23 protein-coding genes are annotated in these 22,877 nt (G+C 41.7%); 14 read left to right on the top strand and 9 right to left on the bottom strand.

The features are described 5' to 3' along the window. Positions 1-15: 15 nt before the first annotated feature. Positions 16-1,389 (top strand): Trk system potassium transporter TrkA, encoded by a 1,374-nt coding sequence (gene trkA / locus Q7A_RS08615; protein ID WP_014706963.1) that lies wholly within the window; start codon positions 16-18, stop codon positions 1,387-1,389. A gap of 108 nt (positions 1,390-1,497) precedes the next feature. Further along, complete coding sequence (locus tag Q7A_RS08620; RefSeq protein ID WP_014706964.1) at positions 1,498-2,124, top strand: LysE family translocator; 627 nt, start codon at positions 1,498-1,500, stop codon at positions 2,122-2,124. A 16-nt stretch (positions 2,125-2,140) separates the two neighbouring features. Here Q7A_RS08620 and Q7A_RS08625 read toward each other — a convergent pair whose 3' ends face one another. Further along, positions 2,141-2,470, bottom strand: a complete 330-nt coding sequence (locus Q7A_RS08625) for a hypothetical protein (RefSeq protein ID WP_151903914.1) — start codon at positions 2,468-2,470, stop codon at positions 2,141-2,143. 85 nt (positions 2,471-2,555) lie between these two features. Between Q7A_RS08625 and Q7A_RS08630 the strand changes: the two genes are divergently transcribed. Next, on the top strand, positions 2,556-3,011 hold the full coding sequence (locus Q7A_RS08630; protein ID WP_014706966.1) for a hypothetical protein: 456 nt from the start codon (positions 2,556-2,558) through the stop codon (positions 3,009-3,011). Positions 3,012-3,018: 7 nt separating this feature from the next. Here Q7A_RS08630 and Q7A_RS08635 read toward each other — a convergent pair whose 3' ends face one another. From Q7A_RS08635 to Q7A_RS08645, 3 genes are all read right to left on the bottom strand, one after another. Beyond that, a complete protein-coding gene (locus tag Q7A_RS08635) occupies positions 3,019-3,213 on the bottom strand; it encodes a Rossmann-fold NAD(P)-binding domain-containing protein (RefSeq protein WP_014706967.1) in 195 nt (64 codons plus the stop codon). 144 nt (positions 3,214-3,357) lie between these two features. Next, positions 3,358-3,555: a hypothetical protein gene (locus Q7A_RS08640; RefSeq protein ID WP_014706968.1), complete on the bottom strand. Its 198-nt coding sequence runs from the start codon at positions 3,553-3,555 to the stop codon at positions 3,358-3,360. A gap of 72 nt (positions 3,556-3,627) precedes the next feature. After that, complete coding sequence (locus tag Q7A_RS08645; RefSeq protein ID WP_014706969.1) at positions 3,628-4,356, bottom strand: dienelactone hydrolase family protein; 729 nt, start codon at positions 4,354-4,356, stop codon at positions 3,628-3,630. A 313-nt stretch (positions 4,357-4,669) separates the two neighbouring features. Between Q7A_RS08645 and Q7A_RS08650 the strand changes: the two genes are divergently transcribed. The 10 genes from Q7A_RS08650 (at position 4,670) to Q7A_RS08690 (ending at position 16,645) form a co-directional block, all read left to right on the top strand. Beyond that, positions 4,670-5,311: a hypothetical protein gene (locus tag Q7A_RS08650; RefSeq protein WP_014706970.1), complete on the top strand. Its 642-nt coding sequence runs from the start codon at positions 4,670-4,672 to the stop codon at positions 5,309-5,311. Next, the gene (locus Q7A_RS08655) at positions 5,298-6,539 is read left to right on the top strand and encodes a hypothetical protein (protein WP_238595893.1); all 1,242 of its coding nucleotides are present in this window, start codon (positions 5,298-5,300) and stop codon (positions 6,537-6,539) included. Before Q7A_RS08650 ends, Q7A_RS08655 begins: the two co-directional genes overlap by 14 nt. Before the next feature lie 120 nt (positions 6,540-6,659). Further along, the gene (locus Q7A_RS08660) at positions 6,660-8,003 is read left to right on the top strand and encodes a hypothetical protein (RefSeq protein ID WP_151903915.1); all 1,344 of its coding nucleotides are present in this window, start codon (positions 6,660-6,662) and stop codon (positions 8,001-8,003) included. Further along, positions 7,990-9,996, top strand: a complete 2,007-nt coding sequence (locus Q7A_RS08665; protein ID WP_014706973.1) for a PEGA domain-containing protein — start codon at positions 7,990-7,992, stop codon at positions 9,994-9,996. Before Q7A_RS08660 ends, Q7A_RS08665 begins: the two co-directional genes overlap by 14 nt. Next, positions 9,996-10,133 carry a hypothetical protein gene (locus Q7A_RS15205; RefSeq protein WP_014706974.1) on the top strand — a complete coding sequence of 46 codons (138 nt, stop codon included), beginning with the start codon at positions 9,996-9,998 and terminating at the stop codon, positions 10,131-10,133. The genes Q7A_RS08665 and Q7A_RS15205 overlap by 1 nt, the downstream gene beginning before the upstream one ends. Before the next feature lie 2 nt (positions 10,134-10,135). Continuing rightward, positions 10,136-10,927, top strand: a complete 792-nt coding sequence (locus tag Q7A_RS08670; RefSeq protein WP_014706975.1) for a MotA/TolQ/ExbB proton channel family protein — start codon at positions 10,136-10,138, stop codon at positions 10,925-10,927. A gap of 6 nt (positions 10,928-10,933) precedes the next feature. After that, positions 10,934-12,004: a VWA domain-containing protein gene (locus Q7A_RS08675; RefSeq protein WP_014706976.1), complete on the top strand. Its 1,071-nt coding sequence runs from the start codon at positions 10,934-10,936 to the stop codon at positions 12,002-12,004. Further along, positions 12,001-12,951, top strand: a complete 951-nt coding sequence (locus tag Q7A_RS08680) for a TMF family protein (RefSeq protein ID WP_014706977.1) — start codon at positions 12,001-12,003, stop codon at positions 12,949-12,951. The genes Q7A_RS08675 and Q7A_RS08680 overlap by 4 nt, the downstream gene beginning before the upstream one ends. 395 nt (positions 12,952-13,346) lie before the next feature. Then, a complete protein-coding gene (locus tag Q7A_RS08685; protein ID WP_014706978.1) occupies positions 13,347-15,101 on the top strand; it encodes a CHASE2 domain-containing protein in 1,755 nt (584 codons plus the stop codon). After that, a complete protein-coding gene (locus tag Q7A_RS08690) occupies positions 15,092-16,645 on the top strand; it encodes a M48 family metallopeptidase (protein WP_089418523.1) in 1,554 nt (517 codons plus the stop codon). Before Q7A_RS08685 ends, Q7A_RS08690 begins: the two co-directional genes overlap by 10 nt. Before the next feature lie 74 nt (positions 16,646-16,719). Here Q7A_RS08690 and Q7A_RS08695 read toward each other — a convergent pair whose 3' ends face one another. The 4 genes from Q7A_RS08695 to Q7A_RS08710 form a co-directional block, all read right to left on the bottom strand. Further along, positions 16,720-17,055, bottom strand: coding sequence for a hypothetical protein (locus tag Q7A_RS08695; protein WP_014706980.1), 336 nt, complete (start codon positions 17,053-17,055; stop codon positions 16,720-16,722). Positions 17,056-17,188: 133 nt separating this feature from the next. Then, on the bottom strand, positions 17,189-17,932 hold the full coding sequence (locus Q7A_RS08700) for a dienelactone hydrolase family protein (RefSeq protein WP_014706981.1): 744 nt from the start codon (positions 17,930-17,932) through the stop codon (positions 17,189-17,191). A 60-nt stretch (positions 17,933-17,992) separates the two neighbouring features. Beyond that, complete coding sequence (locus tag Q7A_RS08705; RefSeq protein ID WP_014706982.1) at positions 17,993-18,778, bottom strand: nuclease-related domain-containing protein; 786 nt, start codon at positions 18,776-18,778, stop codon at positions 17,993-17,995. Between the two features lie 5 nt (positions 18,779-18,783). After that, on the bottom strand, positions 18,784-20,886 hold the full coding sequence (locus Q7A_RS08710; protein WP_014706983.1) for an EAL domain-containing protein: 2,103 nt from the start codon (positions 20,884-20,886) through the stop codon (positions 18,784-18,786). A 509-nt stretch (positions 20,887-21,395) separates the two neighbouring features. Between Q7A_RS08710 and Q7A_RS08715 the strand changes: the two genes are divergently transcribed. After that, on the top strand, positions 21,396-22,028 hold the full coding sequence (locus tag Q7A_RS08715; RefSeq protein WP_014706984.1) for a hypothetical protein: 633 nt from the start codon (positions 21,396-21,398) through the stop codon (positions 22,026-22,028). A 203-nt stretch (positions 22,029-22,231) separates the two neighbouring features. On the opposite strand, the gene Q7A_RS08720 is transcribed toward Q7A_RS08715, so the two are convergent. Beyond that, positions 22,232-22,870 carry a response regulator gene (locus Q7A_RS08720; protein ID WP_014706986.1) on the bottom strand — a complete coding sequence of 213 codons (639 nt, stop codon included), beginning with the start codon at positions 22,868-22,870 and terminating at the stop codon, positions 22,232-22,234. Positions 22,871-22,877 lie beyond the last annotated feature (7 nt).

Genomic DNA, 22,877 nt, shown 5'->3' on the forward strand with positions numbered 1-22,877 from the left:
AGAGAGGTTTTGCAGATGAAAATTATTATTCTGGGTGCGGGACAGGTCGGCAGTTCGACGGCAGAAAGTCTGGTCAATGAAGGTAACGATGTCACGGTCATTGATCAAAACCCGGTACTACTGGAACGACTGCAGGAGCATCTGGATATTCGCACGGTGGTAGGGTATGCAGCGCATCCCGGAACCTTGTTAAAGGCGGGTATCAAAGACACCGACATGCTGATCGCGGTCACCCATAATGATGAGATCAATATGATTGCCTGTCAGATTGCCAGCTCATTATTTAATACGCCCAAAAAACTGGCTCGGATACGTGCCGCAGATTATCTGGAATATCCGGCTTTATTTGCGCTGGATGCGGTGCCAATTGATGTCATTATCAGTCCTGAACAATTAGTCACTGATTACATTACCCATCTGATTGAGCAACCTGAAGTCTTGCAGGTTCTGACTTTTTTTGAAGATCGCGCACGATTGGTCGCCGTTAGAGTAGATGCCGGGAGTATTATGGATGGTAAAGCCATCCATGATTTGCTGGATCTGCTTCCCAAAATACAAATGCGCATTGCGGCTATTTTCCGTAATGAGAGTGCTATTCCATTGGGTGGAAAAATCATTTTGCAGGCTGAAGATGAAGTATTTTTTCTGGCCGAAAAACATCAAATCAGTGAGTTGGTAAAAGTATTCAAAAAAGATTACCAACCGTATAAACGAATATTTATTGCCGGTGGCGGACAAATTGGTAAACAACTGGCTCAACGCTTGGAAAAGTCGCATAACGTTAAAATTATCGAACATAATGAAAATCGGGCACGGGTGATCGCCGAAGATCTGCATCACAGCCTAGTATTACATGGTGATGTAGGCGATGCCAGCCTGCTTAAGGAAGAATATATTCATAAAACGGATGTGTTCTGCGCTGTGACTAACGACGACGAAGCTAATATCTTGTCTGCGATGCTGGCCAAGCGCCTGGGAGCTCGCAAAACCTTTTCCATTATCAGTAAGGCCAGCCATGTAGAGCTGGTTGAAGGAACCAGTATTGATATTGCTGTATCGCCCGCACAAATCACTATTGGGACCTTATTGACCCATATTCGTCGTGGTGATGTGATTACCGTGCATTCGTTAAGACAGGGGGCTGCAGAAGCCATAGAGATTGTGGCACATGGCGATAAGCAGACTTCTAATGTTGTGGGACGCAAACTTTCAGAACTCAAACTGCCTAAAACGGCTACCGTCGGAGCGATATTACGCAAAGAAAAGATTTTGTTTGCCGAAAAAAATATTGAGATTGAAAGTGGTGATCATCTGGTCATCTTTTTGACCGAGCAGCAGGATGTCGATGAGGTTGAAAAACTGTTTCAAGTGGGATTTGAGTTTTTGTAAATCCGTTTTTAGCTATCAAGTTTTCTCTAGACTGCAGAGTGTGATCCGATTCTAGACTTTTTGTGAAAATCATTATCTGAATAAGTACTTTTATATGTGATCTCCAAGATGATGCCAATCGACGTTTATTTAGTTTTTATTTTCACCTCAACTCTTTTGGCTCTAACTCCCGGACCAGATAATATCTTTGTGCTTACCCAGTCAGCACTTTATGGTAAACGCAGTGGCATTCTGATTACCTTAGGTCTATGTACAGGGTTGGTTTTTCACACCTGTTTAGTGGCATTCGGTGTTGCCACTATTATGCAAACTTCTGACTGGGCCTTGAGTGCGTTGAAAATTATTGGCGCTATCTATTTGGTCTGCCTGGCATGGCAGATATTTAACAGCCAGACACAAGAATTATCAGGTAAGGGCGTAGTAATGAGTGATACAAACTTATATCTGCGCGGTATTGTGATGAATGTAACTAATCCCAAAGTTAGTATTTTCTTTTTGGCTTTTCTGCCACAGTTCGCCAGTTCAAATTATGGTGCGATTACGCCACAAATTATATTACTTGGGGCTATATTTGGTGTTGTTTCGCTCTTTATCTTTAGTGGTATTTCCATATTAGCTTCAACGCTTGGCGACTGGCTTAAAAGAAAACCCAATGCTCAGATTTATCTCAGTCGCACGACAGCACTGATTTTTGTTGTATTGGCGTTTAATCTTTTGATGGGGCTTATTAGTTGAGTCAAAATACTAAAAATCAATAAATTGACTCAGTGCCTTGTTGACGTTTAACGCAAGCATCAAATATCTGATCATGAATAAAATCCGCTGATTTACTGGATGGCTGGATAAATACCTGTTTGGCAATTTGCAGTAAATCATCACGGCCTTGGGAGTCTTTGTAAATCGATTTAATCTTCGTTTCAAACGTTTCCCAGTCATCGCCCTCGGTCTGACGGATTTTCTGGCTTTTATTGACAGTACCTGCCTGATAGGCGCAACTGGTAATGGTCCCATGCTCAAGATTTTCTGCCTGGACTGAACCAATACACATACTGGCTATTGTCATCATGAATAAATGTTTCATTTACCTTGTCTCACTACTAGGGGCTTGTATGAAAGGGCGTTGCTATGCTAACAAGGGTGCAGGAAGCCCAAAGGATCTGCAGTCTATGAGCAAAGAAATAGAACAAGGCATCATTATTCTGGCACGGCACCGATTGAAATGGTTGAGGGTTGCCCTGGCCGGGAGAAATGCCGATCTGAATCTGGTTCAGAACACCTTTCATCAACTGACAGGGCTGACCAGTTTAAGGTTTGTTCAGGATAATGGTCTGAGTCTGGTGACAGCGAAAGAACTGGCCATTATTGATAATCTGGCGATATTAAATGTTCAGCAACAGCACCCGGAAGTCTTGGAAAAGTTCTCAAATGAATCACAGGAATTATCTAAATATCTGGATATGCCTGCCCGGGATTTGCTTGATTTGCTGTTTAAGGAAGGAGGCCGATTTCAGAATCAAGAGGCCATTTCAGTAGCCATGCATCGGGGCTTGATCAGTGATATTCATCATGAGAAAGAAGCCTATGACAGATTGAATGCACGAGAGCAGAAACGGGATATGTGAAAAAGGTTTACCATTCAGTGTTTTTCCCCCGCCAATCCAGAAAAGACAATTCGCCGTCTGTAGGCAAACCCTTTAGAATTTCAACCAATCTATTGGCAACAAAATCCGTGGTGAATAACTTATCGTCTGGCACATTCGAATGATAAGAGCGAGACAGTGAAAAGTCAGTTGTACCGGGATGAAAAACCAGTAACTTTTCCATTTTGGCTGTACCAGCTTCCCATATGATTATCGTTAATGCGCTAAACCCGTGCGTTGAAGATGGTTACCTGACAGATGTCAGTGTGTTTCATCATGGGTAAAGCTGTTTCAGCCAAATTATCGGGATAATGGTATTGATGTTGATTTAGCCTGCTAAGAGTTGTTCCAGACGCTTTTCCGGTTTTACAGAGGCATCATGCAAGATACCGTGACAGATAAAGACCTTTTCAAAGTTACGTCGCTGATCGTAACACTGTATGCCCATACTTGTTTGATTGTAGTCAGACTGAGGCCAGGTGGTACCGGCAACTTTCTCGGGCGGTAGTTCAATGGTAACCACCACAATATTTTCAACAGATAAATAAGGTAATTATTTTTTTCGTTGCCATGCTCTCGGGTGAGAATGCAAATGGACCTAACGCAATTTTTCATCCAGAAAAGTTAACAGGCGCTGCCAGGACTTCTCATCAGCATCTGCATCATAATGAGGATTACCTGCTTTAGTAAATGAATGCTCTGCACCACCGTAAACAATCATTTCATTGGGAGCGCTATCCTTATCCATAGCGGCACTCAAAGTAATAAATTCTTTCATAGTAATATTGGCATCAGCTGATCCATGCTGCACCAGTATTTCAGCCTGAACATTTTTATAATTCTGATCCTCAGGGGTACCCAAGCCTCCGTGAATCGCCACAAACCCTTTCATCAGCGAACCTGCGCGAGCCATTTCCAATACAGCAGTACCTCCTAGACAATATCCCATCATGACCGCATTGTCGGTGGCTGCACCGAGTTGTTTCGCTTTATTGATACCGCCGTTGATTAGATCTCGCATGCGCTGACGATCACGATACAATTCACCTGTATGGTGCTTTCTATCGGCAATAGCAACAGGCCGAACGCCTGCTCCATAAATGTCCACCGCAAAAACTGCATAACCCGCATCAAACAGCATATTGGCGCGTTTAATCTCATAATCGGTTACCCCATCCCAGTCATGAATCAGAATAACTAATGGGGCTGAATCAGCGGAGCTGACAAAATACCCTTCAAATATTTCATCATTGACCTGATAGTGAACCGGCTTTGCTGGCAGTGGAAAGCTGAGAAACCAGAAAAAAGCCAAAACAACCCATTTCATATTTATATCCCGCCATCGAAATATTGTTACTTTAGCAGAGAGATGAGTCCGTTACGTTGGGAGCATTTCCTGAAATCACTTTGCATGTTTTGAATATTGCGACACAAAGTAGACGATTCAGTCATTTATGAATAATGTTTTGCTGCTATGATAAAAAGGCTACGGAGAGCAAGGATATATCTCAATTTACCGTTTCATATTGTGAGCCATATAAAGCTGTGAAAACTTATCACCGCCGTATGTTGACAAATAATCTATAAACAATATTGAGCCTGGTTTTTTTAAAAAATATTAATGGATTAGTGCTAATTCTATGAAGAAACTCACCATTCGTTACCGGGATTTGTTGCATTTATTCTCAATGAATAAAAGCTTATCTATTCTTTTCCCGATTGTTTTAACAGCCAGTCTCAACGTAAATGCAGAAAAGGCAGCTGAGGCGATTGAGGATTGTGGTGAAGCAGAAATTCGATACAGTGATAATCCACATCTCACGAGAGCCGAAAAACTTGCACTAATGGAAAAAGCTTTTTTTGATTCGGTCAACCGCTTTGAATCATGCAATTTGTCTGATCCAAATAATACTTCTGCAGCTGGCAGCGATAGTGGCGATCAAGACGGTGGAGAAAATCAGGGTGATAATTCCGGTAATAGCTCAGTTGTCAGTCAGGAAATGCAAGGCACTGAACCTGAGACAGAAACTGAAAGCTCAATGCCAGCTCAGTCCGGCACAGCAGATTCAAATGAGCAATCTGAAAATGAGGGTGGCTCAGTGGTTTCTTCTGGTGGAGCAGATAACGGTGCTATACCTGAAGATATTCCATCCGCGAATAATGACGATGCCATTGCTGCACAAATCAGACTGGCTGCAGAAGCTGAACAAGATCCAGAGATTAAAAAGAAACTCTGGAACGAATATCGTAAATATAAGGGGATGAACATTGTTGAAGACTGAATCATTTAGAGCCCCCTCCAGGTTTCTTATCTATCTGATTATTCTGACCCATGTGCTGACGGGGTGTGCCACTACGTCGTCATCGTCAGGGAATTTAAAAACCGGTCCACAGCTGGCCTCGGCTCAGGAACAAAACAAAGAAATACCCTACCAGGGCGTTAAACTTGACGTTATTATTCCGGTCTTTTCACCAGGGCTTTCCGATTCAGCCGCTGAATATGAAGAAGAAGGTATCTGGCCTGAATTAAGACGAGCGGAAGCCAACCGGTTTGCCTACAAATTAAAAACGGCTTTGGATGAAAGTGGTAAGTTTGGTGCAGTTCGAGTCGCCCCCAACAGCACTGCCTCAGGTGATTTATTTGCCGTTGGCGAGATCATTGAATCAAATGGTCAGGAGCTTGAATTTAGCCTCAATGTGGTCGATGCCAGTGGCAAACAGTGGCTAAACGAAACCATTGATCATGAAGTTGGTGAAGGTTTTTACAAAAATCCCAGAAATGATGGCAAAGATCCCTATAATCCCGCTTTTGATAAAGCGGCCCAGGCGATAATTGAAGCCTTGCTTAAACAACAACAAAGCGAACTGGCGCAATTGCAAAATATTAATGATCTTCGTTTTGCCGCGAGTTTCAACGAACAGGCCTTTATGGAACATCTCGATACCAGTGGTCAACACATCAAGCTGGTAAGTATGCCAAGCGATGCTGACCCAATGTTTGAAAGAGTTAAATCGGTCCAGGTTCGGGAACAGTTATTTGTTGATAATCTGCAGCAGAATTACAGTGCATTTTCTCAGCAAATGGATGACAGCTATCTGGCATGGCAGGAAGCCAGTGCCACAGAAATGCAACTGCGCAAAGAAGCTAAAACCAAAAGCATCTGGAAAATGATTGGCGGGGCAGTTTTAATCGGTGCAGCTGTTGCTGCCGCAACATCAGGCAGTTCTAACGATCCTAGTTTTGGCCGGGATCTTGCCACTGTTGCCGGTGGTATTGGCGGTGCTGTGCTGATCAGCAGTGGCTTTAAATCCCGTGAGGAAGCCAAGTTTCATCAGGAGGCACTAAACGAATTAGGTGAATCGGTGAACTTGGAAATGGCACCACAGGTGATGACTTACGAAGAAGAATCGGTCGAGTTAACCGGTGATATTGATGAGCAGTTCCGCCAATGGCGTGCTTTTTTGAACCGGATGTATCAATTAGAAGCCACGCCTGATGTGCAGCTCTAAATCACGTTTGAGGTTCAGCCATAGATTATGATCCATCAGAAAATCGCTGAGGCTCGACTCGCTAAACGAAAATTATTCTTCAAAACACTGCTTATTATCATTTTGCTGAGCGTGTTTTGCGTGGCGTTAATTTTGTGGGTGTCAGCCCCCAAAACCCGTTCCAATAGCACCGAAACTGAGCAGCCATTAGATATTGTTGAAAGTTCACCCCAGGAAAATGACAACCAGTACAGTGAAACCTTGCGTCAGCAATATCTTGAAGCCTATGCCCATTTTGAAAATACAATTAAACCCGAGTTAAACAAGATCGATCTGCCAAAGTGGGATAAACCGCTGGCCGATCGTATAAATGCAAATGAAAGTGCTGCAATAAAACAGTTTGGTGAAGCGAAATATGCTCAGGCTAATGCGACATTAGATGCTTTGATTAAACTGGCTGAAACAACCATCACAGATAGCCAGAAACAATTTGAATCGGCAATGAAAAATGCTCAGCAAGCTTTTGATGACAATCAGTATGAGCAGGCTAAAGTAGCGATTTCCAAAGCATTGATGTTGGATAGTAGCTCTAATCAGGCTTCGGAATTAGCAGAAAGAATTGAGCAATTACCGGAGATTGCAGCTTTAGTTGAGCAAATTGAAGTCGCTAAAGTCGAAAATAATCCCCAGACCGAGCTTACATTAATCAACCAGTTATTAACGCTAACGCCGGAAAGAGAAGCGTTGAAGCAACGGGCTCAGGCGTTGCAAACCACACTCAATAATCAAAAATTTCAATCGCTTATCTCCCAATCCTATGCTGCGATTGATGATGGTCGCATTGAAGCGGCCAAATCAGCACTGAATCAGGCCCGAAATATTTACTCAAGTCGAAGTGAACTGAGTGATGTAAATATGGCGATACAACAGTATGAAAAAAATCAGCGTATACAGTCTTCTCTGAGCAACGCTGCACAGGCTGAATCGAATGATAACTGGCAAGCTGTTAAAACCAACCTTGAGCAGGTGATTAAGGAAAATCCCAATAATAAAACGGCCACAGAAAAACTGGCCATGGCCAATAACATATTGTCATTGGATAAGCAGTTCGATGACTACCTGGAATCGCCTTATCGACTGTCAAACAGCCAACTGGCAGAGCAAGCCCGTGCTGCCATAAATGCTGCCGCAGCATATCGTAATCAAAGCCTCTCGCTGAGCCGGAAAAGCCGTGAACTGGAAACGGTATTAACCGCAGTGAACCAGCCTGTTGCTGTAGAAGTTCGCTCAGACAATCAAACACATATTCTGGTGCGGGGTGTTGGCAATGTGGGTGAGGTCGAGTCAAAAGTGATTCAGCTTAAACCCGGCCAATATACTTTTGAAGGTAAACGCCAGGGTTACAAGTCAAAGTTAGTTGAAGTCACTATTCCTTACGATGTGAACCGTTTTAGTCTGACACTGGTGTGCGATGAGCCAATTTAATCAGCAGCTGGAGCTCGCCCGAAAACGTCAGCACAGAATGTATCTGTGGTTATTGACGACATTTGTATTGGTTTTCCTGATTATAGTGACGGTGATCTTTGCATCACGTGGTACCCGTGTTGAGGTTCAGCCGGATGATGCTTCTGATGTATCAATTAACGCTGAGTCCTGGCTGGCAATGGTTATTTTGGATTCCGTTTATTCGCTTGCCCAATCTACCCAGATTCAAGTTGCTGCAGAAGGCTTTTATCCTCAAAGACACACCATTGAACGAGCTGATTCTGGCAAAGTCATTACGGTCACACTAAATCCGTTGCCAGCTAAGATTAAATTGTCCACATCGCTTGACGATGATCTCACTCAATGGCTGATCGACGATGAAATTATTGCAGTAGCGAATCACCTTGAGTATGAACTTCCTGCGGGCGAACATCAGCTCATTGCCCAGCATCCACATTATCAAACAACGACGCTTGATCTAACACTCAGCCGTGGTGAAACAGTAACCCGCGATGTTGAACTGCAACCGCTGCAGGGGGAGTTTGTTGTAAATTCGGTGCCAACTGGCGCAATGGTAACGGTAGATGCTGTTGAAGTTGGCAAAACACCGCTCACATTTCCACTGCAAGGCGGTTTTCATGATGTGCAATTAACACTGCAAAAATATGAAACCACCGAAGAAACCATCGAGATAAAAAATCCCAACCCCACGATAGAAAGAAACTATCGGTTATCTGCGGAAACGGCGGGTGTTCGGTTAAACCTTCAACCCTCAGGTGGACAACTGACATTAAATGGACTGCGGATCGATAATCAAGACTGGCTTTCGGTTGAAGCGGGTAAACAGCACCGGGTGCACTATTCCAAGCCGGGTTTTTTTCCCAAAACGGAAACGTTCACTTTGGACACCAATGAAAAAAGAACCATTGATCTCACCTTGGAAGAAGAAATGGGCAAGGTGGAAGTGTTATCCACGCCATCTGCTGAAGTGAAAATTGATGGAAAAGCGCTAGGAAATACGCCAATTGAGTTGGAATTAAATGCCATTCCACATGCTCTACAGCTGAGCCTGCAGGGATATCGAACGGTCTCGAAAAGCATTACCCCAACGGCTAATGAACCACAAAAAATATCCGTTACTTTACTGCCCGAAGCACAAGCCAAAAAAGCTGAAGCCCCCAGAGTGTATAAAACCAAAGCTGGTGGTGAGTTAGCACTGTTTTTCCCCAACGACATTATTAAAATGGGTGCAGGGCGTGATGAGCCGGGGCAGCGTGCGAACGAGTTTTTAAAACAAGTCCGACTTAATCGACCTTTTTATGCCGGTAAACATGAAGTTACTAATGCTGAGTTCCAGCAGTTTGATAGCAGCAAATCAGGCGATAGTCAATTACCGATAACCGATGTTAGCTGGCTGGAAGCAGTCAGATTCTGCAACTGGTTAAGCCAGCAGGAAGGCCTGACACTTGTATACGACCTGCAGGGCAATCAGCTCAATCAAATTAATAGCAATGCCGATGGCTATCGATTATTAATGGAAGCGGAGTGGGAATGGCTGGCTCGAAAAGCGGGTAAACCTGAGCAAACTTTGTTCGTCTGGGGCAATGATAAAACCATCCCAACCAAAGCAGTGAATATTGCCGATGAATCTGCTAAAGGCAGTGTAAAGCTATATGTGCCAAGATTTTATGATGGCTATGCGCGAGTTGCTCCAGTGAAGAGCCTTGAGCGGGAAAAGTCCGGGCTTTACGATTTGGGAGGCAATGTCAGCGAATGGACCCACGACAGTTACTCGCTAACGGCACCAAAACCGAATACCGTTTATCAACATGTTCTTGATACCTCAACCATAGCAATGCGTGTGATAAAAGGCGCAAACTGGCGTTCAGGTTCACTCAGTGAATTAAGAGCGTCCTACCGTGATGGTGCTGAGCAGGGACGCGATATTCTGGGCTTTAGAATCGGCCGTTTTTTATCTGGAGGAAATGAGTGATGCTATTAAAAAGAATCTTACTGATTGGAGCTTCAATCATGCTGTTAGTGGTCTTATCGTTAATGATTCACAATGCCTGGGCAGGTAAATCGGTTATCAGTCTGAACTCCCCCGTTTCGTTCCCAGTGGATATCTGAACATGAATGATTTGATGAAAAGCTTTGCCGCCTTGATTGTATCGATCATTGTGGTGCACATGATTTATATCGGCTTTATCCGGCCAGAAGCTGCACAACTGGTTGAGCTTGCCTTACAACAGCAGCAATCATCACCACGCAATATTGTGGTTATCATCAAAGATTACGAACAGGAAATCTGTTTTATTCTGATGTTTTGGGGCTGTTTTTTAATTGCCAGTTCCTACCGGGAAATTCTGAAAACCAAATATCTCTATAGCGTGGATCTGATAGAAACACCCAAAAATAATGATGATGAAGCACAAACTGACAGTCCTGAACATAAAGAACTGGATGTAAATCGTATTATTCATCGGTTGGATAGTGAGATTCCTCAGGATTTAATCTCCTCGCCACTGGTTCAGACTTTACGCGCCTCCTTATGGCGTTACAGCTCGACTAATAACGTACAAAATCTCTCGGACGCTATCGAAAGTAATCTGGAAGCGCTGGCCGTCAAACAGGATTCCGAAAATTCCATGATTCGCTACTTGATCTGGGCCATTCCTTCTATTGGCTTTATTGGCACAGTGCGTGGTATTGGTCAGGCACTTTCGCAAGCTGATCAAGCACTTGCTGGCGATATTTCCGGCATGACTGATAGTCTTGGTCTGGCATTTAATTCGACGTTGGTCGCTTTGTTGATCAGTATCTTTCTGATGTTTTTGTTCCATCAACTGCAACGCATGCAGGACAGCCAGATTGTCGATACCCAAAGCTATTGTGACAAATACCTGTTGAGACGCATTCGCTAACAGCAAATGGCCTACCGACGTAAAAAAGCCGAAGGTTCCAGTCTGGCATTCCTGGATATCATGTCCTGTGGATTGGGCGCGGTTATCCTTGTGTTTATGCTGGTCAAGCAGAAAATTGATGAAACCCCGGTTGAAATCGATAATCTTAAACAGGACATCAGTCAGCTTGAACAGGTGAGGGATGATGCTGAGACCACATTGGGTCAAATAAGGGAACAGCTAAGTAGTGAAAATGCACGTTATCAGGCGTTAAAAAAACAACTGAATGATAAGCAGTCGACACTGGAAAGTCAGAGTCAGCAAGTCCAACGATCTGAAAGTGAACTGGATGAACTTAAATCCAGTATTACCTCGATTGAAATACCCAAACAACAGGCCGATCTGGTTGAGTCGCCCCGAATAAATGAAGAAAATTACCTGCTGGGTCTCAAAGTTGAAGGCCCCAAAATAGCGATTCTGGTTGATACCAGTGCTTCAATGACCAATGAAAAACTGATTGATATTATTCGCACCAAAAACAGTTCCCAGCAAAACAAGCAGAATTCCGCCAAATGGCAACGCACTAAAAATGTTGTTGAGTGGTTACTGGCACGAACACCGGAAAACAGTGACGTTGTGGTGGTGGCTTTTAGCGAAGATGCCAAGGTATTAGGTGATAAAAAAGGTTGGCAAAAAGCCAGTGCATCACAAACGACTGCTTCAATTATGAGTGATTTGAATATCATTGTTCCAGAAGGCGCAACAAACCTGCAAAAAGGCTTGAATACCGTAAATCAGTATTCGCCATCCAACCTCTACGTGATTACTGACGGTTTACCGACCAAAGGGGAATCGCAATATCGTAGTCTGAATCCTTTCTCCAGTTGCAGTTCGCTCACCGGAAATGCCCAGACGATTTCCGGTAAATGTCGGGTAAAACTATTTCAGCAAACCATCAATGAAAGTGGGAAGCGGGGAGTGCAGGTGGATGTCATTATGCTGCCACTTGAAGGGGATCCTGATGCCGTTAATCAATACTGGATTTGGGCTGCCACTACCGGTGGATTACTGATCAGTCCGGCGAGTAACTGGCCATGAAACATCGTAGAAAAGGGATCGATATATTCAGTCTGTCTTTTCTGGACGTGATTTCCTGTGGGTTTGGCGCAGTGGTAATGCTGATTTTGATCTCTAAAACCGATGTCGATGTTTCTACCGCCGGTGCCGATGATATCAGCAGTTTACTGGCCTCGTTGATTGGCTTGGAAAACTCGATAGCTGAAGTCAGTCAGCAAATTGAGCAGGAGCTTTCGACGTTAGAAGGCTTATCGGGTGAAAAACAGGCTATCGCTCAGGCTGAATCTTCTTTGGAAAATCAGCTCAAAGCACTTCAGCAAAAAAATGCCGCTCTGGAAGAAAATATTTCGGGATTAAGTTTGGTGGAATCACGCCTAAAGCAGGCAGCTTTGCCAACGCCAAGGAAATCTGCTGATAAGCGTTCCGAAGAGGTCGGGGGTATTCCGGTCGACAGCGATTATGTGGTGTTTATTATCGACACGTCCGGCAGTATGAAACAGATATGGTCGCGGGTATCCAGAGAAGTGGTGAACGTGTTGAATATTCACCCTGAAGTGAAAGGCTTCCAGATATTAAATGATATGGGGACATCGATGATTTCCGGCTACGATGGCCGCTGGATGCCTGATACGCCCTCAACAAGAAACAGTGCCATCAGAATGTTTGAGAATTGGTCAGTTGTCTCCAACAGTAGTCCGGTGGAAGGCGTGGAAATGGCGTTGAGAAAATATGCCAAACCCAATATCACTACTTCAATCTACGTATTTGGGGATGATTACACCGGATCATCATATGACCCTGTTATTGACCGTTTAACCAAACAGAACAAGCAACTCAGCGATGGGCGACGATTAGCCAAAATTCATGGAGTAGGCTTTTTATCGGTTAATAGCACTGACAGATTCAGCATATTGATGCGAGAGTTGACCAAGCGTAATGAGGGTACTTATATCGCGTTACCGCCCTAGGTGCTGAAGGATATAAAGGTCCTTGCGGAGGCTCCCACGGGGGACCATGGGAGCCAGAGAATACATCAAACTCGTTGCCTCGTTCCCACGCTCCTGCGGGGGAGCGCACATCAAGTCTTTAATTAATCCTTACGGGATATAGGTAATTAAAACTCTGACTTACATCACAAAAAAATATATTTAGTAAAATTAAAAATATGTATTGATATGCGCATATTTTTAAGGAAATTATGTAGTATTAAATTCCATAAAATTTAATTTTCTTAAAAATCAAATAAGTGGTGAAGGTTTGAGAGTTTTTACTTTTATTAAAAATTTTTACTGTTAAAAAGAATAAAAGCGAAAAATTCATTTCCTGAGTAAGGAAATATCAAGGACGAGTAAAGTACAGACAAGTGAATAAAATTAATAAAAAATTTGAATTTTTCATCAAAGCACTTGTTTTTATTTTATTAGGTTATTTTCTAATTTTATTTAACCTTTTCGGTATAAGCGAGATAAGCGATAAATATTTTCAGGATAAACTTTACGCCATATCTTCTCCACTGTATCCAGAACAAGCAAGAGATAAAACACTTATATTATTGATAAATGATAATTCACTTACGGCATTACATGAACAAGGTTTTTTTCAGGCTAATGAATGGCCTATCTTATATAGCGACCATGGTGTTTTGCTAGCAACATTGCTGAAATATAAACCCAGTAGTTTATTTATCGATATATATTTTAAGCAGGAAAGATCTACTGATAATTCAGCACCTAGATTATTATCGATGCTAGATTATTATGGATTGAAGGCAAATATCCCTATTATGTTTGCTGGGGGGTATCCCGATGAGAGTTTAACTAAATTTCAAAAACAACTAAAAAATCGATTCGAATTGGTTATAAATGGATGGACTTCACCAATTGGTAATTATCCGCTCAATATTGATTCTCAGAAAACAGTAGCGACCAGACTTTATGAAATTACATGCTTAAACAGTAATGCCAACTCTGGATGTAGCAATATTTCTGAAAAGTTGATTACATCAACAAAAAACCTTTCTGTCCGTTGGGGAAGTTCACCTGCCAAGCCAATAGACGAAACTCTCTCAAAAAATTATTGTGAAGCGCCATCAATTCTCTCCTATCTTAGTCTTGACAACATATTCAATGATCACCTTGCTGTTCAGTGCCCGTTTCATCAAATCTTGCATGCAGATGATCTCATCTATATTGATAAATATGGAACGTCAGATCAGAAGGTATTACTCAAAAACACCATTATTAATCGGAACGTCTTATATGGTGCCAATTTTGAAGGATTGCATGACGAGGTGCTATCACCTGTTCACGGTAAGTTACCTGGTGTTATGTATCACGCAATGGCTTTAGATAATTTAATGGTTGATGGAGAGAAATATTTAAGGGTGAGTGATGCTTTCTCTCAAAAGGTCTCTCTAATTGCATGGAGTGTTATTGCTTTCTTTATTACTTTCTTAGTTTCAAAGCGTAGTGAATTTGATGACTATTTTAATGGATATTATTCAACATTCATCTTAAGTGTAAATGCGCTTTTAATTTGGTTATATGGATATTTTATGTTCAGATTTTTTGGTTATGAACCCGGTCATTCAGCAAGCTTTATTCTCGCACTTTTGGGTGCCGTAACACTCGGAAATAAGTTAGATGAGTTAACTATAAGACTCAGTTCGATAATGACTTCCTCGGCTCAAACCCGACAATTTATTAAAGCACCTTGTTCAGTGTTTAAAAAACCATTACCCATACCACAACTAAAGGAGAACGTTATGCGTCTACTAATATTAGGGCTCATTACTTGGGCAGTTTTTTCATCACAAGTTAATGCGGAAGAAACTCAAGTACTTAGTTTTAGTTTCGAGGAGGTTGAGGTGAAACTTAATGGTCAATATAAATATATAGAGAGTAATGTTATTGGTGAGCTTCCCATTAGAGTGCTTGAAGAAAATAAAAAAGGTTGGCTCAAATTAGATTCTGAAGTTTCTGATGATCTTTGGATTTCAAAAAGTACTGTTACGTTGAATACCGATAAACCAGTAATTGATTGTAAATCTATGGCAATTGGCAAAAACCAACATACGCAACAGCATGGAACCAGGGGAGCAGGCGAAGGATGTCAATAAGAATAGTTATACCAATTTTTTTTGTTTTATTTAGCACAAGTACTTCAGCAGGCTTTTTGGATGGTGTGAAAAACTTTGGGGGCACAGTTGCCGATACAGGAAAGAATGTTTTTAATAAAACAAAATCTGTGGTCGGTGTTGGTGATGTTGTTGATACTTTGGAATATCCATTTATCCAGAGCCTGGAAATAGATGCTCAAGAACATAATATTACGCAGCAAGAAAATTATTCATATGTTGATGCACTTAAGCAAGATGTTTTAATGTCACGTCGAGCAGGTGAATCAATCGAGCCTCTCGAAAACGTTAATATTTATTTGAATAAAATTGCAGCAAAATTGCTAATTAGCTGGAAAGGCTATGAGGTAAATACATCAATATATGTAGTAAGTGCAGAAGGATATACGGCTGTTGCGAGATCTAATGGAGGAATTTTTATTCCTATCGAAACATTAAATCTAATCGAATCAGAAGATGAGTTAGCTGCACTGATTGCTCATGAAATTTCGCATGTAATACTGAAGCATCACGTTGTTGATAACTTAGATATTACCCTCGATAAAACAATGCAATACGCACAAATCGGATTAGCTTTAAAGGGTGGTTTTAATCAAGATAATATATCTAAAGATCTTCTGAATTTTCAAATTGCAAATTTTTTGATTACAGATGCTTTTTTTCCAAAATGGAACCGTGGTCAGGAAAATGAAGCTGATTTATTAGGTACGGATTTATTGTTAAACGCTGGCTATAGTTTAAACGGCATGATGTCTGTACTCAAAAAGTTAGCTGCTTATGAAAACGAAAAAGAAGAAATTATTTTTGCGAATTATGCGAAGAGTGAAGGGGAAGGAATGAATGCTTCTTTCAGCCTTGATATAGGTGGATTAGTTGAGCAATCAGCTAATAAGTTGCAGGATAGTCTTGCTAAGAGGCACCAAGACACAGATAAACGATTAAATCGCTTAAATAATTATGTAAAAAAGTTTTATCGTGACCGTCAACGACCTGATATATCAACAGAACGTTACATAATGATGGTAAAAAAAGATAAGCAATTTATTGAACATATTGAAGGATTTCAAGCTTCCAAAACAGCTAGGAATCAAATGACTAAAGTAGGTACAAACTTTACTGAAATTGAATCAAACGCAATAAAAGGTGTTAGTGGCAACAATTCTTCAGATAGCTTTGCACGGTTAGCAATGTTCGAATTAAGAAAAGCCCAAGGCGATATACCAACAGCCCTGAAAAATCTAGATATAGCGATGGAATCAGGTAGTGCCAGTTACCATATTTATTATCAAAAATACATAACTTATTTGCAGGCTGGTGACTTCGACGCTGCCATTAATCAGCTCAACCTGATTGATAATGAGTTTGGAAAAGAGGATATCCGCTTACCTAATAGAATTGATGTGGTTCGAAAGAGTGGCAATCCAGTGGAACTTATGGTTGCTGAATGTTTAACCAAAGGTAATATGGATCTATTCCAAATGTGTCAACAAGCGGCTAATGGACAATATAGCCCAATTGGAATTTGAATCACTTTTACTCGAATGAATTTTGAGAGAGCTAGTTCTGTTTCACCCCCATGCGTTTGCGTGGGAATGCAAACCTAATCAATAAACTCGTACTTCCAGCGAATCTCATCCGGCTTCATCATCTGCCTGACACTAAAACGGATCATGTTGGTTGGATCTGAAGCTTTGCCCAAGACAACATAACGACTGCCATCACGATCAAATCCCACGCCAGTTTTATCGTTGAATTCCGATATGGCGCCACTGTTTTGCAGGATAAAAGGCATTAAATCATCTGCTGCACCGGGTGGCGCAAACGGTGGAACAGTTTCAGGTCGATTGCACAAACCAACAAAGATTTCTTCATCGGTTGGCAGGATCAGAATATTCCAGTTGAACAGGGTATAGACCGATTTAGCTGTATTATTCATTAGATGGACAGCTCAGTTAAGTGTTTTCCACAGAAAGTCGGGGAATCAGATTCAAACAGGCTCCCACGCAGAGCGTGGGAGCCTGCTTTGTCATTGAAACTCGTTCCCATGCTTCTGCGTGGGAACACGGACTTTAACACAGCGTCCGACTAAATAAATTTAGCGCCAGTTGATAACCAATCTGTGCTGTCTGAGCATCATATCGACCGCCATCACCTTCATCACGCATAAACGCATGTTCGGCATTGAATTCATGCCAGGTAAAAGGAATATCGGTTTCATTCAATTTGCTGTATATCAAGGTGCGGCCTTCAGATGGAACATGGTTGTCCTGTTTGCCCCAGATCATCAGCAACTCACCTTTGATATCAGCCAGCCGTTCCATGCTGTGTTGCCCCGGTTTATTCGGGATTTTCTGGATATGTAAATCGGTGGCATAAAAACAGGCAGTGCCTTTGACTTCAGGTTGCAGGGCTGCACGAAATGCCAGATGGCCACCAATACAATAACCCATTGCGCCGAACTGACCGTTACACCAAGATTGTTGTTTTGCATACTTGATTAACGCTTCGTTATCAGTGTCATAGCCCTGCACATCTTTGTTTTCTTTATCGGCATTGCCTTTATCACGACCGGCATCGTCATAGCTCAATACCGTGCCGATAGGATTCAATTCATGGAATACTTCAGGGACCAGTACCACATAGCCGTGGCTGGCCATTAATCTGGCAGCACGTTCAATCGGGCCGGTTTGCTGGAAAATTTCGGAATAAAACAAAATGACAGGGTAGCTGCCTTCGCCAACCGGGCGGTGAATGTAAGTACGCATAATACCGGTTGGTGTATCAAGATCGGCAAAATGGCTTTGAATCTTCATGAAAGCTCCCTTGAAATGTTAGTTGGAAAATAAAACTGCCATTGTACAACGACTCAATGACTAAATGATTTCCTGGCTAACGGGAAGCATCAAGCGGCATTTTGGAAATTCAGAACAGCCCCAAAACTGCTTGCCAGCATTAACGCCTTTTTTTGTTTCTCTTAAGATCATTTCACTGCCACATTTCGGGCAAAGATGCTGGTTTTCTTTGTTTGTAATGATTCTTTGAACATGACGCACATGTTGACGATTTGTTTTAAAAGAAGGGGTTAAGCGTCCGGCCTCAATGGCACGGGTGATGTCCATTACCTGAAGTGGATTTAACACTTCATCAGTTTTGGACAAGATGTAGCGGATATAATCCATACCGCATGTTACGTTATCCGGTATTTCAGTTTTAAACGTACTTTCACCGATAAACACTATCACTGAATGTATCTGATTATCTTCCAGACTTAAAAGTGATTGGAGTGTTTTGCAGTGTTTGTAATTTTGATGCAGCGGATTTTGAAATTTATTTTTATGTTTGTAGATTTGCTGTGTCCACATTTTCTGCTTGTCTGATCCAAAAATCCATCCCCGAAGGTTTTTGGTTTCCACCACAAATACGCCATACACCGACACGATGATATGATCGATCTGAGTTGTTCCATCCTCGGTTGGTAACGTCACATTCTTGATTAAATGATAAACCTCCTTATCCAGTTTCCATTTTGCAAAAAGATTGATGATAAATTCACCGAATAAACCTTTAAACCAGGCGGATTTAAAAATGGCAACAACGATAAAAATGGGTATGAAAGACCAAAAGCTGAAGAGGGAATAAAACAGAGGTGAAAAATCCATCTTAGTTACGTTTTGTAATTTAGTTCAAATTGTTTCACAGGCTTATCGAGCTGAGTCTGAAAGTAGTTCAGACAATCCGCTTCTGCTATCGGCTGGCTATGGTAATAACCCTGAAAGATATCACAGCCCATTTCCGCCAGTGCATCACGTTGTTCACTGGTTTCAACATACTCCGCCACCACATGTACATTTTGTGCCTGTCCCAGTGAACAGATTGTTCTGACGATATCGGCGTTGGTTGAGTTGATCAGGACATCTCTGGTGATAGAGCCATCTATTTTGATCGCATGCACCTGAAAACGACGCATATATAACAGTGAAGAATAGCCCATGCCAAAATCATCCATAGCCAGATTTACGCCGGTATCGACAAGTTGTTGCAAGATTAGATCAGTCAGGTTGGTGTCCGGTATTTCAGAAGATTCTGTGATTTCCAATTCGAGTTCTTGGGCCGAAATTCCATAGTCCTGGATATATTTTGAAATATAAAAGGGTAGCTCCTTGTCGGTTAACTGTATCGGAGAAATATTGACAGCCATGGTTAATGATTTGTATCCGGCTTCATTCCAGCGTGCTTTACAGGCGCAGGCTTGCTGGATAACCCACCGTCCCAGCTGATGTATCACATCACAATCTTCAGCGACAGTGATGATAACTACTGGGGAAATAAAACCATATCTGGGATGCGTCCAGCGGATCAGAGCCTCCACTCCGACAATATGCTCATCCCCGTCATGTTTGGGTTGATATACCAGGGTCATGGCATTCTGTTTAATGGCATTCTGCATTTCAACAGCCAGATCCCGGGCAATCATGCCAACTTTATCCTGTCGGGTGACAATTTTTTGTTTACTGTTTCCTACTTTGATGATCGTATCAGTGGTCAGTTGAAATGCTTCCATGGCTTTTTGGTGACGCTTTTCTTCGGCTTTCCTGACAAAGGGGATATAACACACACTGCTGAGTGCGATTAACAGGATTTGCAAGGCAACCCCACGCCATGATTCGGTAAGTAACCAGCCAGACAGTAACGGAGGTGTTGTCCAACTGACGATAGCGTTCTCATAAATAGTGATAAAACCAAACTGTAATGCCAGCAAAGAGATCACCATCAGCAGCACTGGAATAAGCACAAACGGGATCAGGTAAAACGGGTTGAATACAATTGGCAGGCCATAGATCAATATGTCGTTAATATTGAACAGGGAAGGGATAATCGATATTTTTGCGATTTTATTCTGTGAACCTCGCCGGGTGACGATAAAAATGGCTATTAATAATCCTAATGTGGCTCCTGAACCGCCAATCAGCACAAAATTACTGAGCATGGTTGGTAATGCCAGATTGGACTCAAATCCGGCAACGGTCGAGGTCGCGAATAATGCACCATCAGCAGCACCTTGCAAAAAGACACTGCCATGAAGCCCAATAAACCAGAACAGCTGGTTCACCAGTACCACAAAGGTACTCAAAATCCAGGTGCCATTTCCATCGGATTGTGCCCAAGTAATAATCCAACGGGTTACATCAGGCAATTCGGGTGTGGTGGCCAAAAGCATGCCGGTGCTAAAAAAGACAAGCCCATTCAGAATAATCGCAGGACTCAAGCGCATGGCATGGTAAAAAGTAGTATCACTGTCAACGGGCAGATTTAACCAATCAAGATAAGATTGTTTTGCTGCCCAAAGCATCAGTTCGGCAGAGAGTAAACCGATGATAATACCTAAAAGAATAATCTCAGCACTGAATTCAACTGGTGAGACATTTGGCAGTAAAACGGTAATGATCAGATAGTTAATAACAGCGCTGAGCGCCACCATCAACGGCGGAGCGATTTGACGCTGCCTGGTTAAGCTTGGAAGACGAAAAACAAGTTGTGCCGAGACGATAGCGGCCAGTAACAAACCAAACAGGGTAAATGAACTATCAATGATTTGTCTTAATGGTTCACGCCAATCTGGTCCGAGCCAATAAGCCATTGACTGCTGATAATAAAGCCAGGGAAAACTCAGTATAAGTTCGGCAATAACACGAAGAAATGTGAGCGGTAATAGTGCAACAAAGCTGTTTCTCGTCGCTATCATCCATAAAAGCAAACGTGCTTTCAATCCCAGCTCCTTTTTCTCAGATTCATCAGGTCAGGTTTAGAATGGAGATCTGAAACGTGACAACCATTGATAATAACCTGATGTTCTTGGGTCTGCTTATCTTTAACCTGCACCGCTATCGGTGCAGGTTAAAGATAAGCAGAACTTAATAATCCCTTTATATTTACATAGAACCAGATCGGCAATCAATTTATATGCACAGACTGAAGAAATAAGCTTAGGAGGTCCTGGATAAGAGATCAAAAATCCAATTTACCAATCCTGTGTTTTTATATAAATAAGGTGAGACTTCTTTTGAAAGTATTTTATTTTAATTAAATCGTTATTCATCTTTTTTATCATTTTCTCTTTGATCTTCTTGTTCCTTGGTTAACAATTTTTCAAATCACAACAGAAGGAGGAGGAGAGATAAACCAGCCCTAAGCAGATGATTCAGGTTTTGAAACAAACTGTTTTCAAGGTATCCTCATCCGCAGCATTATTTGTCCCCACGAAGGAATTCTAACTTAATGAAACAAGCATTACTTATTGCCTTAACTCTCTCACTATTACTCGCAGGCTGTGGCTATGAGTCATTTCAAGGTCGATTTATCGGGCCAGCAGGTCATCTCAGTTATACGTTTCAGCCGGATGGAACCCTTAAAATTCATCAGGGTGAGGATGTTACGGTTGTTAAGTATGAATACTACAGTAGCGATCAATTCATTAAACTGAAATCTGATCAGGATTTACCTGCAAAGATCCTCAATGTTAAAGATAAGGATCACCTGCAAAGCAACGGTATTTTACTGACACGAGGTGTCGATTATACAATGCTCGCAGATACCACCTGGATTGGTGAGCAAGGCCAATATACCTTTGCTTTATCCTTCACCATGACAGATAAAGGAATGGAAACACTTTCTGAACTGGTCACTTATCATGATGAGGACATGACGTATGTTTCGCAAACAGATGACAGCATTACTCGCCTTCGTGGCAATATGCTGTTACTTGATCTTACTCCCTACAAGGTTTCGGAGGTTACACATGATAGTTTCAAAATTACGATTGGTGAGAACAGCATGACTCTGGAAAAATTCCCAAAAAATACACAAATCACCATTCAAGAAGGTTACCAATCAGAGGATACGTTGCGTTAATTTTTCTCATCTTAGTCAGCATCAACATAGCGGTTGTAATACGAGATAAATGCTCTATTCCTACTTATATAAATAGAAGCTTTGTTACTTACTGCTGAAATGGTACTTTTATTGTACGTTGCTGAAATACTTAGTGATCTGAAAACAAAATCACCAGCAGTATTGTCGCTGAAAGAATACTCGGCTTTTATCTTTTTATAAAATTAATTTAACACACCTTGTTGCATGGCAATTTTGACTAAATCGATTGGATTTTGAATATTTAATTTACGTTTAAGACGCGTTTGATAGGTAGCTACAGTTTTATGACTGATACTTAAAAGGTTAGCAATATCATTCACCGATAATCCTTTTGCAATCAGCCTGAAAACTTCAAACTCTCTTGAGGTCAGCGTTTCCATAGAGGATAATTCCCCCGTTAAACTGTGGATAGCAACTTTCTGGGCGATTTCACTACACATGAAGGGTTTGCCGTTTAGGGCGTGAGTAATGGCCTGAAACAGGTTTTCTGGCGGGGACGATTTAAGCACATACCCCAGGGCTCCAGCTGATAAAGCTTGGACGGCATAAAAATGTTCTTCATGCATCGAATACACAATAATTTTTGCATGTGGATTTCTGCGTCGTATTTTATTAATTAGTTCTAACCCACCCACATCTGATAACGATAAATCGGTAATCAAAATATCTGGCATATACTTAATGTAAAGCTCATAACCTTGATTGGCATTGTCGGCTTCATTGATTTCTTCTATATGCAATTTATTTTTTAGTATTTCTTTTAATCCTTTACGTAAAACTTGATGGTCATCAACTAATAATATACTGATTTTTTTGTTCATATTATAA

This window comes from Methylophaga nitratireducenticrescens, assembly GCF_000260985.4.
Taxonomy (GTDB): Bacteria; Pseudomonadota; Gammaproteobacteria; order Nitrosococcales; family Methylophagaceae; genus Methylophaga; species Methylophaga nitratireducenticrescens.

What these genes read in the sequence shown, in the direction of transcription:
- Q7A_RS08650 (WP_014706970.1), top strand. Translation starts at nt 4,670, where the DNA reads ATGAAGAAACTCACCATTCGTTACCGGGATTTGTTGCATTTATTCTCA.
- Q7A_RS08645 (WP_014706969.1), bottom strand. Translation starts at nt 4,356, where the DNA reads ATGAAATGGGTTGTTTTGGCTTTTTTCTGGTTTCTCAGCTTTCCACTG.
- Q7A_RS08630 (WP_014706966.1), top strand. Translation starts at nt 2,556, where the DNA reads ATGAGCAAAGAAATAGAACAAGGCATCATTATTCTGGCACGGCACCGA.
- Q7A_RS08625 (WP_151903914.1), bottom strand. Translation starts at nt 2,470, where the DNA reads ATGAAACATTTATTCATGATGACAATAGCCAGTATGTGTATTGGTTCA.
- Q7A_RS08715 (WP_014706984.1), top strand. Translation starts at nt 21,396, where the DNA reads ATGAAACAAGCATTACTTATTGCCTTAACTCTCTCACTATTACTCGCA.
- Q7A_RS08700 (WP_014706981.1), bottom strand. Translation starts at nt 17,932, where the DNA reads ATGAAGATTCAAAGCCATTTTGCCGATCTTGATACACCAACCGGTATT.
- Q7A_RS08635 (WP_014706967.1), bottom strand. Translation starts at nt 3,213, where the DNA reads ATGGAAAAGTTACTGGTTTTTCATCCCGGTACAACTGACTTTTCACTG.
- Q7A_RS08620 (WP_014706964.1), top strand. Translation starts at nt 1,498, where the DNA reads ATGATGCCAATCGACGTTTATTTAGTTTTTATTTTCACCTCAACTCTT.
- Q7A_RS08705 (WP_014706982.1), bottom strand. Translation starts at nt 18,778, where the DNA reads ATGGATTTTTCACCTCTGTTTTATTCCCTCTTCAGCTTTTGGTCTTTC.
- Q7A_RS08675 (WP_014706976.1), top strand. Translation starts at nt 10,934, where the DNA reads ATGGCCTACCGACGTAAAAAAGCCGAAGGTTCCAGTCTGGCATTCCTG.
- Q7A_RS08695 (WP_014706980.1), bottom strand. Translation starts at nt 17,055, where the DNA reads ATGAATAATACAGCTAAATCGGTCTATACCCTGTTCAACTGGAATATT.
- Q7A_RS15205 (WP_014706974.1), top strand. Translation starts at nt 9,996, where the DNA reads ATGCTATTAAAAAGAATCTTACTGATTGGAGCTTCAATCATGCTGTTA.
- Q7A_RS08665 (WP_014706973.1), top strand. Translation starts at nt 7,990, where the DNA reads ATGAGCCAATTTAATCAGCAGCTGGAGCTCGCCCGAAAACGTCAGCAC.
- trkA (WP_014706963.1), top strand. Translation starts at nt 16, where the DNA reads ATGAAAATTATTATTCTGGGTGCGGGACAGGTCGGCAGTTCGACGGCA.
- Q7A_RS08680 (WP_014706977.1), top strand. Translation starts at nt 12,001, where the DNA reads ATGAAACATCGTAGAAAAGGGATCGATATATTCAGTCTGTCTTTTCTG.
- Q7A_RS08690 (WP_089418523.1), top strand. Translation starts at nt 15,092, where the DNA reads ATGTCAATAAGAATAGTTATACCAATTTTTTTTGTTTTATTTAGCACA.
- Q7A_RS08720 (WP_014706986.1), bottom strand. Translation starts at nt 22,870, where the DNA reads ATGAACAAAAAAATCAGTATATTATTAGTTGATGACCATCAAGTTTTA.
- Q7A_RS08670 (WP_014706975.1), top strand. Translation starts at nt 10,136, where the DNA reads ATGAATGATTTGATGAAAAGCTTTGCCGCCTTGATTGTATCGATCATT.